This window comes from Stenotrophomonas sp. GD03777 (assembly GCF_029842485.1).
In the GTDB taxonomy this organism is placed as follows: Bacteria; Pseudomonadota; Gammaproteobacteria; order Xanthomonadales; family Xanthomonadaceae; genus Stenotrophomonas; species Stenotrophomonas sepilia.
Genome location: NZ_JAOCGL010000090.1, coordinates 1 through 16,927 on the forward strand (window position 1 = coordinate 1; position 16,927 = coordinate 16,927).

10 protein-coding genes are annotated in these 16,927 nt (G+C 65.8%); 2 read left to right on the forward strand and 8 right to left on the reverse strand.

Annotated features, from left to right (window positions below):
* Positions 1 to 11: 11 nt before the first annotated feature.
* Complete coding sequence (zupT, locus tag N5E02_RS16310; protein WP_279946498.1) at positions 12 to 797, forward strand: zinc transporter ZupT; 786 nt, start codon at positions 12 to 14, stop codon at positions 795 to 797.
* 347 nt (positions 798 to 1,144) lie between these two features.
* Here the strand turns inward: zupT and N5E02_RS16315 are convergent, their stop codons facing one another.
* The gene (locus tag N5E02_RS16315; protein ID WP_031269982.1) at positions 1,145 to 2,119 is read right to left on the reverse strand and encodes an RluA family pseudouridine synthase; all 975 of its coding nucleotides are present in this window, start codon (positions 2,117 to 2,119) and stop codon (positions 1,145 to 1,147) included.
* A 408-nt stretch (positions 2,120 to 2,527) separates the two neighbouring features.
* Here N5E02_RS16315 and rne point away from each other — a divergent pair, with 408 nt between their 5' ends.
* Positions 2,528 to 5,821 carry a ribonuclease E gene (gene rne / locus N5E02_RS16320; RefSeq protein WP_279946495.1) on the forward strand — a complete coding sequence of 1,098 codons (3,294 nt, stop codon included), beginning with the start codon at positions 2,528 to 2,530 and terminating at the stop codon, positions 5,819 to 5,821.
* Between the two features lie 167 nt (positions 5,822 to 5,988).
* Here the strand turns inward: rne and N5E02_RS16325 are convergent, their stop codons facing one another.
* The 7 genes from N5E02_RS16325 to N5E02_RS16355 form a co-directional block, all read right to left on the reverse strand.
* Complete coding sequence (locus tag N5E02_RS16325) at positions 5,989 to 6,873, reverse strand: endonuclease/exonuclease/phosphatase family protein (RefSeq protein WP_032954315.1); 885 nt, start codon at positions 6,871 to 6,873, stop codon at positions 5,989 to 5,991.
* Positions 6,874 to 6,875: 2 nt separating this feature from the next.
* Positions 6,876 to 10,043 carry a discoidin domain-containing protein gene (locus tag N5E02_RS16330; RefSeq protein ID WP_262220312.1) on the reverse strand — a complete coding sequence of 1,056 codons (3,168 nt, stop codon included), beginning with the start codon at positions 10,041 to 10,043 and terminating at the stop codon, positions 6,876 to 6,878.
* Positions 10,040 to 10,876, reverse strand: a complete 837-nt coding sequence (locus N5E02_RS16335; RefSeq protein WP_005417620.1) for a carbohydrate ABC transporter permease — start codon at positions 10,874 to 10,876, stop codon at positions 10,040 to 10,042. The genes N5E02_RS16330 and N5E02_RS16335 overlap by 4 nt, the downstream gene beginning before the upstream one ends.
* Entirely contained in the window at positions 10,873 to 11,754 is an 882-nt protein-coding gene (locus tag N5E02_RS16340) for a sugar ABC transporter permease (protein ID WP_005410323.1), read from the reverse strand. Before N5E02_RS16340 ends, N5E02_RS16335 begins: the two co-directional genes overlap by 4 nt.
* On the reverse strand, positions 11,751 to 13,091 hold the full coding sequence (locus N5E02_RS16345) for a sugar ABC transporter substrate-binding protein (RefSeq protein ID WP_053497855.1): 1,341 nt from the start codon (positions 13,089 to 13,091) through the stop codon (positions 11,751 to 11,753). Before N5E02_RS16345 ends, N5E02_RS16340 begins: the two co-directional genes overlap by 4 nt.
* A 4-nt stretch (positions 13,092 to 13,095) precedes the next feature.
* On the reverse strand, positions 13,096 to 14,700 hold the full coding sequence (locus N5E02_RS16350; protein WP_279946496.1) for a glucoamylase family protein: 1,605 nt from the start codon (positions 14,698 to 14,700) through the stop codon (positions 13,096 to 13,098).
* A 249-nt stretch (positions 14,701 to 14,949) separates the two neighbouring features.
* Positions 14,950 to 16,927 (reverse strand): TonB-dependent receptor (locus N5E02_RS16355; protein ID WP_279946497.1); only part of this gene is annotated, 1,978 nt, incomplete at its 5' end.

Here is a 16,927-nt window from a genome sequence, read left to right on the forward strand (position 1 = left end):
CCCCCGAAAACATCTGGATTGCGCTGGCGGTCACCCTCGCGGCCGGCCTCGCCACTGCGATCGGCAGCCTGCTGGTGCTGTTCTCGCGCCGCCCCAACCCGCGCCTGCTGGCCTTCGGCCTGGCCTTCGCCGGCGGCGCGATGGTCTATGTGTCGCTGTCGGAAATCCTCAACAAGTCCATTGCTTCGTTCGCACTGGCCCATGGCGAACGCACCGGTTTCACCTACGGCACCCTGGCGTTCCTGCTGGGCGTGATCGTGATCGTGCTGATCGACCACTTCATTCCCAACCCGCATGACAGCCTGGACAAGCAAGATCCTGCGTTCCGCGAGAACAGCCGCGAGTACCTGAAGCGGGTCGCGCTGCTGACTTCCGTCGCGATCACCGCGCACAATTTCCCGGAAGGGCTGGCGACCTTCTTCGCCACGCTGGAAAGCCCGTCGGTGGGCATGCCACTGGCCTTTGCGATTGCCATCCACAACATCCCCGAGGGCATCGCGATCGCGGTGCCGGTGTACTTCGCCACCCAGAACAAGGCCTATGCATTCAGCGCCAGCCTGCTGTCGGGTCTGGCCGAGCCGGTGGGCGCGGCGCTCGGCTACTGGTTGCTGTCCGGGTCGCTTTCGCACGCCACCTTCGGCTGGGTGTTCGGGCTGATTGCCGGCGTGATGGTGTTCCTGGCACTGGATGAACTGTTGCCGGCCGCCAAGCGCTATGCGAAGGGCCACGAGACCGTTTATGGGCTGGTGGCGGGCATGGGCTCGCTGGCGATCAGCCTGGTGCTGTTCAAGTGGTGAGGGATTTGCAGCCAACGGGCTGAGCCCCCTCGCGGCTGGTACGTCCCACAGTATCGAGAGGTCACGGGCGGGTATGGGCCTACGCTGCGGATGTCCGGGTCCGCCTTGTAGCGAGCCGAGCACCGCAGGTCCGGCGAGGGCGAAGAGGCGCGGGTGTCTGAGCGCAGCGAGTTCCGCGCCGTCCCTCGGCGGACCGAGGAGCGCAGGGCACCGGCGCGCGGCGCCGGCTCGCGGATGGCGGCGTGTTTCTTTGGTTACTTTCTTTGCACGAGCAAAGAAAGTGACAAGCCCACTCTCCGCAGGGAAGCGACGGCGCCGACCAAGCACCCGGCGCCGCCGAACCGCCGTCAGCGCAGCCGGTCCAGCGCCTCGACCAGCTCATCGGCCAGCGGCGCGTTCAGCACATACGGACTCTTGCCGTCGTCCAGTGCAAACTCCAGCGAGGCCGCGTGCAGAAACAGTCGCTTCAGTCCGATCTGCTCACGAAGCCGCTTGTTGACCGCAGGATCGCCGTATTTGTCGTCACCGGCCACCGGATGGCCCAGATGCTGGGCATGCACGCGGATCTGATGGGTGCGGCCGGTTTCGATGCGCACCTCGCAGTACGAATGGCCGCCGCGGCGCTCCAGCACCCGGAAGTGACTGATCGATTCCTTGCCGATCGCATTGACCTGTACATGGCGCTCGCCGCCCTGGCGCAGGCCCACGTGCAGCGGCGCGTCGACGGTCATCACGCCGTCCGGCATGCGGCCGGCCAGCAGGGTCAGATAGCGCTTGCGGATGCCGGCGCCGTGGTCTTCACGCAACAGCGCCTGCAGTTCGCTCAGTGCCGAACGCTTCTTGGCCACGATCAGCAGGCCCGAGGTGTCGCGATCCAGCCGATGGACCAGCTCCAGTGTCTGTCCCGGGCGCAAGGCGCGCAGGGTCTCGATGGCACCGAAGCTGATGCCGCTGCCGCCGTGGCTGGCCACGCCGGAGGGCTTGTTCAGGGCCAGCAGCCGGGCGTCCTCGAAGACGATGGCCTGCTCCAGGCGGCGCATGAACGCCTCTGGCGGACCGGCCTTGTCTCCTTCCTCGCTGAGACGGACCGGCGGCACACGCACCTCATCGCCCGCCTCCAGCTTGCGCTCGGCCTTGGCGCGGCCGCCGTTCACCCGAACCTGCCCACTGCGCACCAGCTTGTACACCAGACTGCGCGGGGCTCCCTTCAGCTGGCCGAGCAGGAAGTTGTCCAGGCGCTGGCCGGCGCGGTCGGCGGGAACGGTGATCATGCGCACGGAAGGCTTGTCGCCAGCGGGTTTGGTCGGGTCTTGGGCGGTCATCAGGCTGTTTATTCTGTTACACTCGGGGGGCGAGATAAGGGATTGATTTCGTTGGAAGTTACTCAGGGCCAGAAGCCCAGCTTCCGACGAATCCGGCACAGTGCGCGACCACCGCCCGCGGGGCGGCCATGTTAGCGGCTCACCGGCCTTCCCGGCCATCGCCGGATGCCTGACACGCAACCGTGCTGAACATGTCCCGCGTGGCGCTCCAGCCTGGCTGACAGCTGCCTGCGGCCCTGCAACACCCAAAAACCCATAAGAGTGAAGCGCTCCCGCGGCCTGCCGTGGTGTCGTAGCGCTGGAAACCCAAGCCGCCCTCCCCGCGCTTGCGCGAATGGGCGGCGAGCCGTGTCCAGAGGCGAAACCCCATGGCGTTCCGCGCGGTAGCCGCTTGCGAGGAACGCAACAATGAAGCGAATGCTGATCAACGCCACGCAGGCTGAAGAGCTGCGTGTTGCCATCGTGGATGGCCAGTCGTTGTATGACATCGACATCGAACAGCCGTCGAAGGAACAGAAGAAGTCCAACATCTACAAGGGCCGGATCTTCCGCATCGAGCCCTCGCTGGAAGCCGCCTTCGTCGAGTATGGCGGTGGCCGCCATGGCTTCCTGCCGCTGAAGGAGATTTCCCGCGACTACTTCCAGGCCGGTGTCGACCACAACAAGGCCGGTATCCGCGAGCTGCTGAAGGAAGGCCAGGAGATCGTTGTCCAGGTCGACAAGGAAGAGCGTGGCAACAAGGGCGCCGCCCTGACCACGTTCATCTCGCTGGCCGGCCGCTACATGGTGCTGATGCCGAACTCGCCCAGCGCCGGCGGTGTGTCCCGCCGCATCGAGGGCGAAGACCGTGCCGCGCTGAAGGAGGCCCTGGACAAGCTGAACATTCCCGACGACATGGGGGTGATCATCCGCACCGCCGGCGTCGGTCGCGATGCGGAAGAGCTGCAGTGGGACCTGGACTACCTGCTCAACGTCTGGCGCGCCATCGCCGAAGCCGCACTGAGCAAGCCGGCCCCGTTCCTGATCTACCAGGAATCACGCCTGATCGTGCGCGCCCTGCGTGACTACCTGCGCGCCGACATCGGCGAGATCCTGGTGGACACCGAGGAGATGTACGAGCACGCCCGCGAGTTCATGCAGCAGGTGATGCCGCAGACCCTGCGCAAGCTCAAGCACTACAAGGACGACATCCCGCTGTTCAACCGCTTCCAGATCGAGTCGCAGATCGAAGGTGCCTACGAGCGCAACGTGCGCCTGCCGTCGGGTGGCTCGATCGTGGTCGACCAGACCGAAGCACTGACCGCAGTCGACGTGAACTCCTCGCGCGCCACCAAGGGCAGCGACATCGAGGACACCGCGTTCCAGACCAACCTGGAAGCGGCCGAGGAAGTGGCTCGCCAACTGCGCCTGCGCGACCTGGGCGGCCTGGTGGTGATCGACTTCATCGACATGGCCTCCAACAAGCACCAGCGCGAGGTCGAGAACCGCCTGGCCAACGCGCTGAAGTACGACCGTGCCCGCGTGCAGGTCGGCCGCATCTCGCGCTTCGGCCTGCTGGAAATGAGCCGCCAGCGCCTGCGCCCGAGCCTGGGCGAATCCAGCCAGATCGTCTGCCCGCGTTGCGACGGCCACGGCCGCATGCGCAGCGTCGAGTCGCTGTCGCTGTCGATCATCCGCGTCGCCGAAGAGCACGCGATGAAGGAGAACACCGGGCAGGTGCTCGTCCAGGCGCCGGTGGAGATCGCCAACTACCTGTTGAACGAGAAGCGCAGCGCCCTGCGCGAGATCGAGCAGCGCCACGAAGCGCCGATCGTGATCGTCGCCGACGAGCAGCTGCACACCCCGCACTATGCCGTCACCCGCCTGCGTGAGAACGAGCTGGGTGAAGAGAGCAGCAAGCCCAGCTACCAGCGCGGCACCCCGCGCAAGCTGCCGGTGCACGCCCTGACCAAGGGCCAGCTGAACATCCCGCCGCCGGCCGTGACCCAGGTCAAGCACACCTCTCCCGCCCCGGTGCGCGAGGAAGCGGCTCCGGCTGCAGCCGCTCCGGCTCCGGTCGTGGCAGCGCCAGTGGCGCCGGCTTCGAGCGGCGGCGTGATCGGTTGGCTCAAGCGCGTGTTCGGTGGCGAGCCGGCACCAGCGCCGGCTCCGGCCGCCCCGGCTCCGCGCCAGCAGCAGGACGGTGGTCGCAAGGACCGCAACAAGGATCGCAACAAGGATCGCAAGGACCGTCGCGACGAAAACCGTGGCAACGGTGGCAACGGTAACGCGCAGCAGCAGAAGGATGGCGGCAACCGCAAGGACCGTGCTGAGCAGCGCAACAAGGACGGCCGCAACGGCAACAACGGCAATGCCCAGCAGCAGCCACAGCAGGGCAGGCAGAAAGAACCGCAGCAGAAGGATGGCCAGCAGCAGCCGCAGCAGCAGAACAAGCCGCGCAACGAGCAGCAGGGCCAGAACCAGAACCAGAACCAGAACCAGCCGAAGCTGAAGCAGCCCAAGCAGCCGCGCCAGCAGCAGGACGGTGACAAGCCGGCCGAAAAGCCGCAGCGCAGCGCCGCCGAGCTGCCGGCCGAGGCCGTGGCGGCAGCCGTAGCCGCTACGGCCGTCGCTGCCAACGTCGTGACCGCGCAGGAAGCCACTGCGCCAGTGGCGCCGGTTGCACCGGCTGCCTCCGCTCCGGCGGCAGTCACTGCACCGGCCGACAGCACTGCCAACGCCGCCAATGAGGCCGAGGCGATTGCCGTGACCGGTGAAGAGGCTGCCCTCGACGCCAACGGCGAGCAGGCCGGTGAAGGCGCAACCCGCCGCCGCCGTGGCCGTCGTGGTGGCCGTCGCCGCCGTCGTGGTGGCGCCGAGAACGCTGCCGGCAGCGATGGCCTGGGCGATGATCAGGACGACGCGGACGACGGTGATGACACCGATGCCGCTGATGTCGCCGGGCAGAGCAACGACAGCGTTGCCGGGACCACTCCGGTGGCCGCGGCACAGCCGGCGCGTTCGCAGCCGGAGTTCGAATTCGATGACGAAGCCGAACCGACCGCTGCCGAAGCCGAGAAGCCGGTCCGCGCCGCCGCCGCTGCTGTCGCCGCACCGGTCGCGGTGGTGAGCAGCGCCGTGATCGACGCTCCTGCACCGGTCGTGGCGAAGGTACAGGCTCCGGTCGAAGCCGTCGCCAAGGCCGAACCGGCGGCGTCGCCGGTGCAGACCAGCATGCTTGATGCCATCGACGCTGCAACCCCGGCCCAGCCAGCGGTAGCGGCAGCCCCGGCGGTCGAAGCGAAGCCGGTGGTGGTTGAGGCTGCCCCGGTCGCTGAAGCCACTGCGGTGGTCGAAGTGAAGTCGGCCGTGGCCGAGGCCGAGGCTGCTGCGGTCGTGGAATCGAAGCCGGAGATCGCTGAAGCCGCTCCGGCGGTCGAAGCCAAGCCGCTGGCCGTTGAGGCTGCCCCGGTGGCGGAAGCCGCTCCTGCATTTGAAGCCAAACCGGTCGTCGAGACCGCACCGGTCGCCGAACAGCCGGTCGCGCCGGTGGCAGTTGAAGCCGCACCGGTGGAAGCTGCGGCCCCGGTCGCCGATGCAGTGGTGACACCGTCGATCGATCCGGTCGCCGATGGCCACGCCGATGCGGCAGCCCAGGCGGCCGAAGCCAAGGCCGACGAAGAAGATGAAGAAGGCGCCAAGCGCACGCCGCCGGCGAACTGATCGCGCTTTGATCGCGTGAAAAAACGGCGGGGATCGATGATCCCCGCCGTTTCTGTTTGTGCGCCGGGCGCGTGCAGCGCTCTGGCAGAGGCCAACCCTGGTCGGCGCCGTTGTTGGAGCGAACGCGGACACGTCCGTGCCAACCAAGGGTGGCACCTACCAGGACATCAGTGCGCCGGAGCGAATTGCAGGCGGGTCCACACGCCATAATGGTCCGAGGCCCAGCGACCGCTGTCATCGGGCTGGTCGAACAGGAGCTTGGCCTCACGTGCGACCATCGCGTCCTGCTGGAAGAAGATGTGGTCGATCCGCGAGGCCACCGGGTAGTAGTGCCTGTTCAGCGTACTGACCCCGGCCAGGTCGGTGTTGACGTGCACGCTGCCGTAGCTGTCACCGTAATGGCTGCGCAGCTCGCTCAGGTCACTGGCATCGACCAGCGCGTTGAAGTCGCCCGCGATCACCACCGGTGCGCCGGCCGAGGTGCTGGCGATGAAGCGCAGCAGGTCCTCGACCTGGGTGCGACGGATGCGCTGGCCATTTTCGTCGCTGCGCTCGTTGAAGTGGGTGGCATAGACGTTGACCGCCTTGCCGTCCACATTGATGCGCAGATGGGCGACCGTCCGGTAGTCGTCCAGCGGCTGTAGCAGGTGCTCACCCTGGGCGAGGATCGGTCGCCGGGTCAGCAGCGCATTGCCGTAACGTTTCGGCGCACCCACCGGATCGGTGGACACGAACACGTACTTGTAGCCGAGTTGGCTGGCCAGCCACTGCGCCTGGTTGCGCACGTTGCGGCGCTGGATCACCTCCTGCAGGGCAACCGCATCCGGCTGCAGGCGCTTGAGCTCGGCCAGGATGGTGCGGCGGCGGCTCGGCCAGTCCTCGCGGTCGTGATGCAGGTTGAAGGTCACCATGCTCATGCCTGGTGCGCTGGCGATGTCAGCCGCTGTCGCGGCGGTTGGCACGGCTGCCATCACGGCACCCGGCAATGCCAATGCAATGGCCAGTCCCAGGGCACGCACGGCCGTGCGCACCCTTCCCCCCTGCTGCTTCATCGTTACTGCCCCTTGCGCTCGGCGCGGCGCACCGCGCCCGGTACATCGATCTCGACCCGCGCCGGCAGCTGGTGCACGTGCAGTTCCCTGTCGGTCCATTCGGCCGCTTCGCCGTTGATGGTCGCCTCGCCCGGATCACCGGCGTACGGCCACGGCAAGACCACGCCACCGACCGGTGGCACCAGGCCCGGCTGCACCTCCAGCACCAGCTGCTTGTCGCTGCGCTGCAGGCGGTAGTTGAGCTGGCCCTGCGGCGTGCGCAGGCCCTGCACAGCGATGCCGTCGCCCTGCAGCCAGGCGGTCGGAATGCCGGCGGCCAACACCAGCGCATCGTCCATGTCACGGCTGTAGGCGAACATGTCCAGGGCCGAGCGCACGAAGTCCGAGGCGACCCAGGCATGCGGCAGGTCACCGACGAAGAACGGCTTGCGCGGCGTGCGCGAGACCACTTCGGCCCACTGGTTCCAGGCCTGCGGCGCACGGTCCTTGAAGAAGAACTCAGTCGCCTGCCAGGCGCGATCGCGCCAGCCAAGGCGGACGAAGGCGGCCACGTTGCGCCACTCGTAGGGCGTGTAGTCCTTCCACTCGCGCTTGCCGTCCCGACGGGCCACGAATTCCTTCCAGTAGCGCTCGAAAGTGGCATCAAGCGCCTGCTGCGGAAGGCGCCCCTGTTCACCGCCCGGAGCCAGCGCGATGGTGGTCGAGGTCGCATCGAAATCGCCCAGTTCGGCCGAGCCCGGCAGGTAATCGATGTTGTGCTGCTGCATCGCCGACAGCAGCGAGGCCTGCAGGTCATCACGGAACTGGTCACGCGATTCGGCAATCTGCATGGCTTCGACCTTGCCCAGCTGGGCCGCCAGCGATGCCGCATCCTTGTAGCCGCGCAACGCCCAGAAATTGTCCCAGTACGAATGCATCGGCTTGGCCGAATAGCCTTCGTGGCTGATCGACGCCGGCATCATCCCGTAGAACGCCGGATTGCGCGTCCGATTCTCGTCCGTGCGCTCGCTGGCGCGCAGTTGTTCCATGTAGTTGTAGGCGCCCTGCACATGCGGCCACATCAGTTCGGCGAAGGTGCTGTCACCGGTATAGCGCCCATACTCGGCAATGCTGTAGATCAGCTCGCCATGGCTGTCGTTCTCCGGCACCGGATCGCTGCCACGGGCATCGACACAGCACGGCACCTTGCCATTCTCGAACTGATAGGGCGCATACCAGTTGATGTAATCACGCACCGCATCACTGCGCCCCATGCGCAGAAGGCCCTCTGAAATCATCGCGCCATCGCGGATCCAGCTGCGTGCGTACGAGCGCGTGCCCGGCTGCAGGCGCGGGCCGACCCGCGAGATCAGCATGTGCGCCACGGCGGTGCGCAGGGTATCGACCAGTGCCTGGCCCGCAGCCGGTACCTGCAACGAGACCACCCCCAGCTTCTGCCGCCACTGCTCTGCGACCTGTGCCTGCGCCTTGGCCACATCCAGCGCCTGCGGCGCCCAGCCTCCGGTCTGTGGCAACACCACCGCCACTTCTCGGCTCTGGCCAGGCTCCAGCTTGATCGTATACAGCAGCGCACCGGACGCCATGCCGGTGCTGTCCTTCACCGCCGTGCTGGCCGGGTATTTCCCGGAGGCCAGATGCATCGCGTCGAGCTTGCCATCGAACGTGCTGGCAAAGCGCGCATCCGGCACCTGCAACGGATAGATGCGCGGCTCACCGTTGATGCGCACCAGCTGTTCGCCCACATCCAGCGCATCGATGCGACTGAAGCCGCCGACGGTATTGAGGAACTGGGTCGGCGGGTTCACCTGCCACGGCCGGATCGCCAGCGCCAGGGTGTACTCGTGCGCCACCTTGTCCGGATTGCTCAACCGGTAGCGGCCGATCAGCTGCGCGCGCTCCGGCGTGCCCTGCACGAAGCTGGTTACCGCCAGGCCGGCCTTCTCGTGCACCCAGTCGACATTGGCGATGGGCAGGTAGCGATCCTGCAGCGACTGGGTGATGGCCACCGTCGACCAGTCCAGCAACTTGCCGTCCACGCGGATGAACGGCTCGATGCTGAAACTGCCCTTGGCCGGTTCCAGCGCACCGTCCTCGCTGATCAGTGCCTGCTCCTGGCCGCCATCGAGGCCGAGCAGGGTCCAGTACGGCTGTTCGCCCACATATGCGCGCGGCAGCGAGCCGCGCGGCAGGTCGGCCGCCACCGAGGACAGGAATGCGTTCGGCGTGGCCGCGAACGCCAGCGGCTTGAGCGTGATGTCACGGATGCCATAGCGCCAGTTCGGGCCATCGTGCAGATCGAAGCGCACGTAGCGCGCGTCGGTATCCGGCAGCGCCAGCCAGTCGCGGCCGCCCGCACCGCCGGCCACCTCGCGCACGGTGCGCCAGTCCCGGCCATCCTCGGACGTCCGCACGGTGTAGCGATTGGCTTCCAGGTTCGGCAGCCAGTCAATCACCGCACCGCCGATCTCGCGGCTCTTGTGCAGGTCCAGGCTGATGGTCTGCTGCTTGACCCCGCCACTGATCCAGAACGTATCACTCTTTCCGTCAATCATCCGGTCCTGCAGCGCGGTGGCGGTGTCGGCGATCACCGATGGCACCAGCGCCGAATCATCCTGCGGCGGCAGGCCCTGCAGGGTCAGCTTGTCGAAGCACACCGTGCCGCGGCCGCCGACCTTGCTGTAGATCGTGAACTCGACCGCAGCGCTGCGCGCCATCTCCTTCTCCGGCGACGGACCCCACGCCTTGTCGATCTGGCGACGGCGGAATTCGACCGGCGTCCACGCCTTGGGGAAGCTGTAGCCCGGGCGATTGACCCACCAGACATTATCGCCGCTGGCATCGATCAGCTTGAACTGCAGGTCGTTGCCCGGCGAATCTCCCCGCAGCTGGAAGCCGAAGCGGTAGTTGGCCGGGTACTCGATGCCCAGCGCGCGGCGGATGCCGACGTAGCCCGACACCTTGTGGAAATCGTAGTCCAGGCACAGCGCGCGGCCGCCACCGGCACCGCTCACCGGCCGCAGCGAACCGCTGACCTGGTCGGACAGCACCAGCTTCCAGGCGCCGATGTCGTCGAAATCGTCCAGTACCTTCGGCGCCGGCAGTGCCGGTGGTGCGGCGATCGCCAGGGAAGTCCACAACAGGCCCAGTCCAACGGCGATCGCTCGCTTCATCCCTTGACGCTCCCCAGCAACAGACCTTGGATGTAGTAACGCTGCAGCACCAGGAACAGTGCCAGCACCGGAACCACGGTGACGACCGCGCCAGCCATCATCATTTCCACGTCCATGATGTGCTCGCGCGAGAGGGTGGCCAGCGCCACCGGCAAAGTGTAGTGCTCCTGGTCGGTCAACACGATCAGCGGCCACATGAAATCGTTCCATGCACCCATGAAGGTGAAGATCGCCAGGGTCACCAGTACCGGCTTGAGCATCGGCAGCACGATCTGGAAGAAGATGCGCAACTCCCCCGCGCCGTCGATGCGCGCCGCTTCAAGCAGCTCGTCCGGGATCGAACGCGCGTACTGGCGCACCAGGAAGATGCCGAACACGCTGGCCAGCGCCGGCACGATCACCCCGCCAAAGCTGTTGACCAGGCCCAGCTGCTTCATCAGCAGGAACAGCGGCAGCATCGCCACCTGCGCCGGAATCACCAGTGCTGCCATCAGCACCTGGAACAGGCGTTCGCGGCCAACGAAGTTGAGCTTGGCGAAGGCGTAGCCGGCCATGGTGTTGAGCAGCAGCGAACCCAGCGTGATAGCCAGCGACACCAGCAGGCTGTTGGCGAAGTTGCCGCCCATGCCGGTGCGCGCGAACAGCTCGTGGTAGTTGTGCGTGGTGATGCTCGAAGGCAGCAGTGGCGGCGGGAAATGACTGGCCTCACCCTGCGGCATGAACGAGACCGAGAGCATCCACAGCAGCGGTGCAAGGCTGACCAGGGCCAGCACCAGCAGCGCACCATTGATCATCCACGGATACCAGCGCGACTGGCCGATTTCACGACTCATACCAACTGCCTCTTGCGGCCGAAACGCAGCATCACGGTGGTCACCGCCAGGATGATCAGGAACAGCAGGAACGCTACAGCCGATGCGCGTCCCAGGTTCCACCACTTGAAGCCTTCCTCGAACATGAAATACAGCACGCTGACGGTGCTCTGCAGTGGATCGCCGCGGGTCATGACGTACGGCTCGGCGAACAGCTGGAAGTAGCCGGACACGGTGATCACCCCGACCACCAGCAGTACCGGGCCGAGCATCGGCAGGGTGATGTGCAGGAACTGCTTCCAGCGCGAAGCACCGTCGATGCGCGCGGCTTCGTACAGGTCATGCGGGATCGCCTGCAGGCCGGCGAGGAAGATCACCATGTTGTAACCGAAGTTCTTCCACACCGCGAACAGCATGATGGTCGGCATTGCCCAGTTGGGATCACCCAGCCAGTCGATCGGACTGATGCCCAGGTGGCCCAGCCCGTAGTTCACCAGGCCATAGCTGGTATGGAACAGGTAGCGCCAGATCACCGCCACCGCCACCAGCGTGGTCACCACCGGCGCGAACAGTGCCGTACGGAACAGCGCCTTGAAGCGCGCGGCCGGTGCGTTGAGCAGCATGGCCGCGCCCAGCGACACGCCGATCGACAACGGTACGCCGATCAACACGAAGTAGGTGGTGTTCCACAGCGACTTCCAGAACATCGGCGTCTGCAGCAGGTCGATGTAGTTCCCCAGGCCGACGAAGCGCAGGTTGCTGCTGTCGGCCAGTGCATAGAGGTCGAAGTCAGTCACGCTCAGCGCCAGCGCCGAGGCGACCGGCAGGCCGAAGAACACGCCCAGCACGATCAGCGAGGGGCCGGCGAAGATCCAGCCGGCCAGCGAAGTACGTTTCATTGCGCGCTCCCGGCGGCCACTGCGCTGCTCGAGCGCGGCGACGGCGCGCGCTCCTGCAGGCGTTGTTGTTCATGCATCCAGCGGCGCTTGGCCAGCACCTTGTCCACGCGCTGGTCCAGTTCGGCCACGGCCTTGTCCTGCGGCAGGCCACCGCGCACGACCTTCTCGGTGACAATGCGCATTTCCTGCACGATGCGCTCCCATTCGAGCACCTTCGGCGTCGGCTTGACCCGCTCCAGCTGATCACGGAACGCGGCGGCCAGTGGATCGTTGGCCAGCGACGGCGCGTTCCAGGCACTGCGGCGCGGCGGCAGATCGCCGATGATCGAATGGAAGCGTGCCTGGATTTCCGGGCGCGACAGGAATTCGATCAGCTTCCAGGACGCCTCCTTCTGCTGCGATTTGCGGAAGATCACCAGGCTGGTGCCACCGGCGATGCCCGCGCCCGGACCGTCCGGCCCCGGCAGCGCAGCGGTGCCCCACTGTCCTTCCAGTTCCTTCGGCTGCAGTTTCTTGAACTCGCGGATGTTCCAGGGACCGGAGATGTAGAACACGTTGAAGCCGCGGAAGAATTCATCCCAGACGTTGGAGATCTGTGTCTCGGACATCTTCGGCGCCCAGCCCTGCTCGAACATGTTGGCGTAGAAGGACAGCGTGCGGCGGAACCCCGGGCTGGCGAAATTGCCGCGGGTATCGTCGTCGCGCAGCAGCGGATCGGGCTGCTGCAGGGCCAGCGACAGCTGCTGCTCGAACTCATTGATCGGCATCAGCACCGCGTAGCGGTTCGGGCCCTGCATGCGCTTGATCGCCGCCATCTGCTCCTCCCACTCCGGCCACGTGCGCGGCGGGTGGTCGTAGCCGGCCTTGGCCAGCAGGTCCTTGCGGTAGTAGATCAGGCGCGTATCGACGTACCACGGCACGCCGACCAGCTCACCGTGGATCACGTTGGTGTCCCAGATGCCCTGGAAGTAATCTTTCGGGTCGACCACGGTGGAGCGCTGCACGAACGGCTGCAGCGGGGTCAATGCATCGAGTTCGGCGAACTCCGGCACCCAGGTATTGCCGAGCTGGCACACGTCCGGCAGTCCGTCGGCAGCGAACGCGGTCAGCAGCTTTTCGTGCGCGGCGGTCCACGGGATGTTCTGCACATCCACCTTGATGCCGGGATTTTCGGCCTCGAACTCGTGGATCAGCTCGCTGACCACCTCGGCTTCGCGGCCCATCGCCCAGAAGCGCACGGTGGTGGTGCCCGGTTCGGTGCGGGCGCAGCCGGCCACGGCCAGGGCGGCCAGGGCAGGCAGCGCCCAGCGGCGCAGGCGGTCGATCCAGTTCGGCATCGGGTTAATTGCCCTGGCCTGTGGTGCGGTTGGCATTGTTCTTCTGTTCCTGCGCGGCAGCCGCGCGTGATTCGGCGATACCCACCGCGCGTGCTGCCGCGGCCTTTTCGTCCTTCTGCAGTTCCAGCGGCTGGAACGACCCTTCCGGCGCCAGCCAGCCGCCGCTGAATCCGGCCCGCTCCAGGCCCTTGCGGATGTACGGATTCTTCTTCATCACTTCCCAGACGAAGTCGTTGCGGTAGTTGGCGATCATGGTCAGGATCGGCCCCTGGTCGATGGCGATGTAGTCGCTGGCGACCCAGCCGCGATCCGGCACCAGGCGACCGGTCTTGATCGGGATGTCATAGTTGAAGCTGGGATTGAACGAATCCAGGAAGCCGTAGCTGGAATAGATGTAGTCGCCGTAGCGCTTGTGCATTTCCAGCGTGGCCGGGATCACCTGCTCGGGCGCGAACACCACCGAGGCGATCGCCGCAGTCGGGGCAATGGTGCCGTCATCGAAGTTCTCGCGCAGGCCGGCGCCGCGCGAGGAGTAATGGCGGAACTGGCGCTGTTCGCCGCGGTACTCCTGCGTGGTGTTCTGCGGGCCATCACTGGCGGTCAGGCCCCAGACGTTCTCGCCATAGCCCTTCCACTGCATCGGGTTGGCGATGGCGTATTCGCGCTGGGCCAGCGCGGCCGAGCGGCTGTTGAGGAAATAGGTGCTGCCGCGCTCGCGCATGTACGCGTCCTGGATATCGCGGAAATCGATCCAGACGTGGCTGTACTGGTGGCCGAACAGCGGGCCGAAGGAAAGGTATTCCTGGCCCTGGTAGACACCCCAGTCGTTGTCATAGGTGCGCGTCCACACCGTCCACGCGTCCGGGCTGACCGGGTGCGTGGGCGAGCCCAGGGCGAGGATGTAGACCATCATCGCCTCGTTGTAGCCCATCCAGTCGTGGTCGATGAAGCCGCTCTCGGGGAACCAGCCCATCGAGATCAGCGGTGCACGCTGCTGCAGCCACGGCCAGTCGACCTTCTTGTACAAGGTATCGGCAATCTGGCGGATTTCCTTCTCGCGCGGATCGTCACCGTCGTAGTACGACTGCGCGAACAGCACGCCCATCATCAGCAGTGCGGTATCCACCGAGGACAGTTCGACCCAGCTGTCGTAGCGACGGCCTTCCTGCATGTCCAGGAAGTGATAGTAGAAACCCTTGTAGCCCGCCTTGCCGGTGCGCTGCGGGCCCATCGGCACGTCGCGGAAGAATTTCAGGGTGGTCAGGGTCCGGTCGATCGCCTGGTTGCGGCTGACCCAGCCGTTCTCGATACCGATGGGATAAGCGGTCAGCGCGAAACCCACCGACGCGATGCTTGCGAACGGCCGCGACGGATAGCGGTCCGGGGTTAGGCCATTGATCTCGTTGGTGGTGTCCCAGAAGAACTGGAAGGTGCGGCGCTCGATGTCATCGAACAGCGGCGGCAGCTCCGGCTTCATCGGCCGCGGCGGTGCATCGGCCTCGATCAGGATCACCGGCGGACGCGGCTTGGCAGGCTCCTGCTGGGCCGGCTGGCAGGCGGCGACGGCCAGGCTCAACGCTGCCGCGGACAACAGATGGCGTGCCTGCATGGCGCGGTTCCTCCGGTGGTCTGATCGATGGGAAAGCATACCGTCCAATGATCTGAAATCGTTTACAAGATGCGCTCTTAAAAAACCACGAAAAACGTGGTTTGACACCGCGATCATTGCCCACGCCGCTGCCCCCTGCCCGGCAGCGGCGTGGGCAATGGACCGGCACGGGGCCGGCCATTGCCGTTCTCACACAATCGATGCCGCCGGCGGACCGGCGGCATCGGATACAGCAACAGGCGGCGCCGCTTAGAAGCGGAAGCCCACTTCGGCCTTGACCTGGCGCGGAGTGCCGATGATGTCGCCGGTCTCGTTGTAGCTGGCCTGCAGCTTGCCGTTGGTCTTGACGTAGTTGTAGGTGGAGAAGTTGTCGAAGTTGAACACGTTGATGATGTCCAGGCGGGCGTACAGCTCGGTGTTGCCCGCCAGCTTGAACGTCTTCGTCGCCTGCAGGTCGACCGAACGGTAGCCGAAGATCTTGCCACCCACCAGGAACTTGCCGGTTGCGTTGGGCACGGCCGCCTGCGGGGTCGGCAGGGTGTAGCCGCTGGCCTGCATCACCGGGTACCAGTCGTTGACGGCGGTCGGGGTGGCCAGGGTGATCTTGCCGCCGAAGGTGATGCCCCAGAAGCCCGCGTACGAACCGGTCACCACCAGGCGGTGGCGCGGTGCGCCGTTGGAGCGGATGGTCGGGTAGTCACCGATCAGACCGCGATCAAAGGCGTACTTCTCGTTGATGTCGCGGTTGTGGCGCGCGGTGGTCCAGGTATAGGCGATCGAGGTGCCCCAGCCGCTTTCCTTGGTGAACGGCTTCTGCGCCGACAGCAGGACCTGGGTGGCACGGGTCTTGATGCCCTGCTGGCCGATGATCAGGCTGCCGAAGCCCGGTACGTTGCAGCTCCAGGCCTGGCTCAGGCCCGGGGAGGTGCCACCGCACAGGCGCGGATCATCGAAGAACTGGCCGGTCGGATAACGGTTGCCCAAGGTGAAGGCGAAGCCGTCGTAGCTCAGGGTACGTGCGATGGTGGCGTCGGTCAGCCAGTCGCCGATCTGGTTGCTCATGCCCAGGCTGAACTGGTCCGAGTACGGCGCCTTCAGCTTGTTGTTCAGCAGGTCCACTTCCAGGCCGGCATTGCTGGTCGCGCCGACCAGTGCCTGCAGGTTGCCGATGCCGTTGAGCAGGTTCGGGTTCCAGTCATAGCAGGCAGCCTGGCCGTTGATGCAGGCGCCGGTGGCCGGGTTGCGGAAGTAGATGGTCGGCTGCGGCAGGGCCAGCTTGGTGGTTTCCAGCTGCAGGTTGTCGAACAGGTCGCGGTCGTAGGAACGACCAGCACCACCATGGATCACGTGCTGCTCGTCGGCATTGATGTCATACGAGAAGCCCAGGCGCGGCTGCCAGGCATCCTTGAATGCCTTGCGGTTGTGACCGTTGCTGATGTAGTCGCTGATGTCCAGGCCGCCCAGTGCCAGCGAATCGGCATAGGTCTGGCCGGCGGGAGCGCGCGGATCCTGCGAATAGATGGCGTCGACCACCTGCTGCGGGGTCACGAAGTCCAGGTAGGACGGGGTCTTTTCGTAGTCCCAGCGCAGGCCGATGTTCAGCTGCAGGTGATCGTTGACCTGCCAGTCGTCCTGGATGAACACGCCGTACTGCTTGGACTTCGAACGCACTTCGCCGGACACGCCGGTCACGCCGGTCACCGGCTTGACGAACTGCGCCTTGTACGGAATGGAATCGGGGAAGTCCGGATCGCCCAGCGAGTAGGTGAAGGTCGGATTGATCTGCGCCGCATCGGATGCGTACAGGTCGATCTGCTTGTACTTCACGCCCATCTTGATGGTGTGGTCACCGGCCCACTGGATGCCATCCAGGGTCAGGTTGTCTTCGATCGACCAGCCCTTCTGGCCCTTCACCTGCGAATCCAGTGCCGAGGCGCCACCGATCTTCACGATGGTGCGGTCTTCGGGGCCGTCCGGTGCGGTGTAGGTGATGCCGTTGGCCAGCGTCAGCGGCGTCGGGTTGTTGAACGAATCCTCGTGGGTGACCATCAACTCGTTGTAGTAGCGCTCACCGCTGTGGTTCCAGCGCAGGGCGTAACGACGGTCGGTGTTGACCACTTCACGGCCGGCTTCCGGCGAGGTCTGGCCACTGAACTGCGACTGGGTTTCGTCGCGGTCCTGGAAGGTCAGCTCGATGCGATCGTTGTCGGTCGGCTCGAAGTCGATC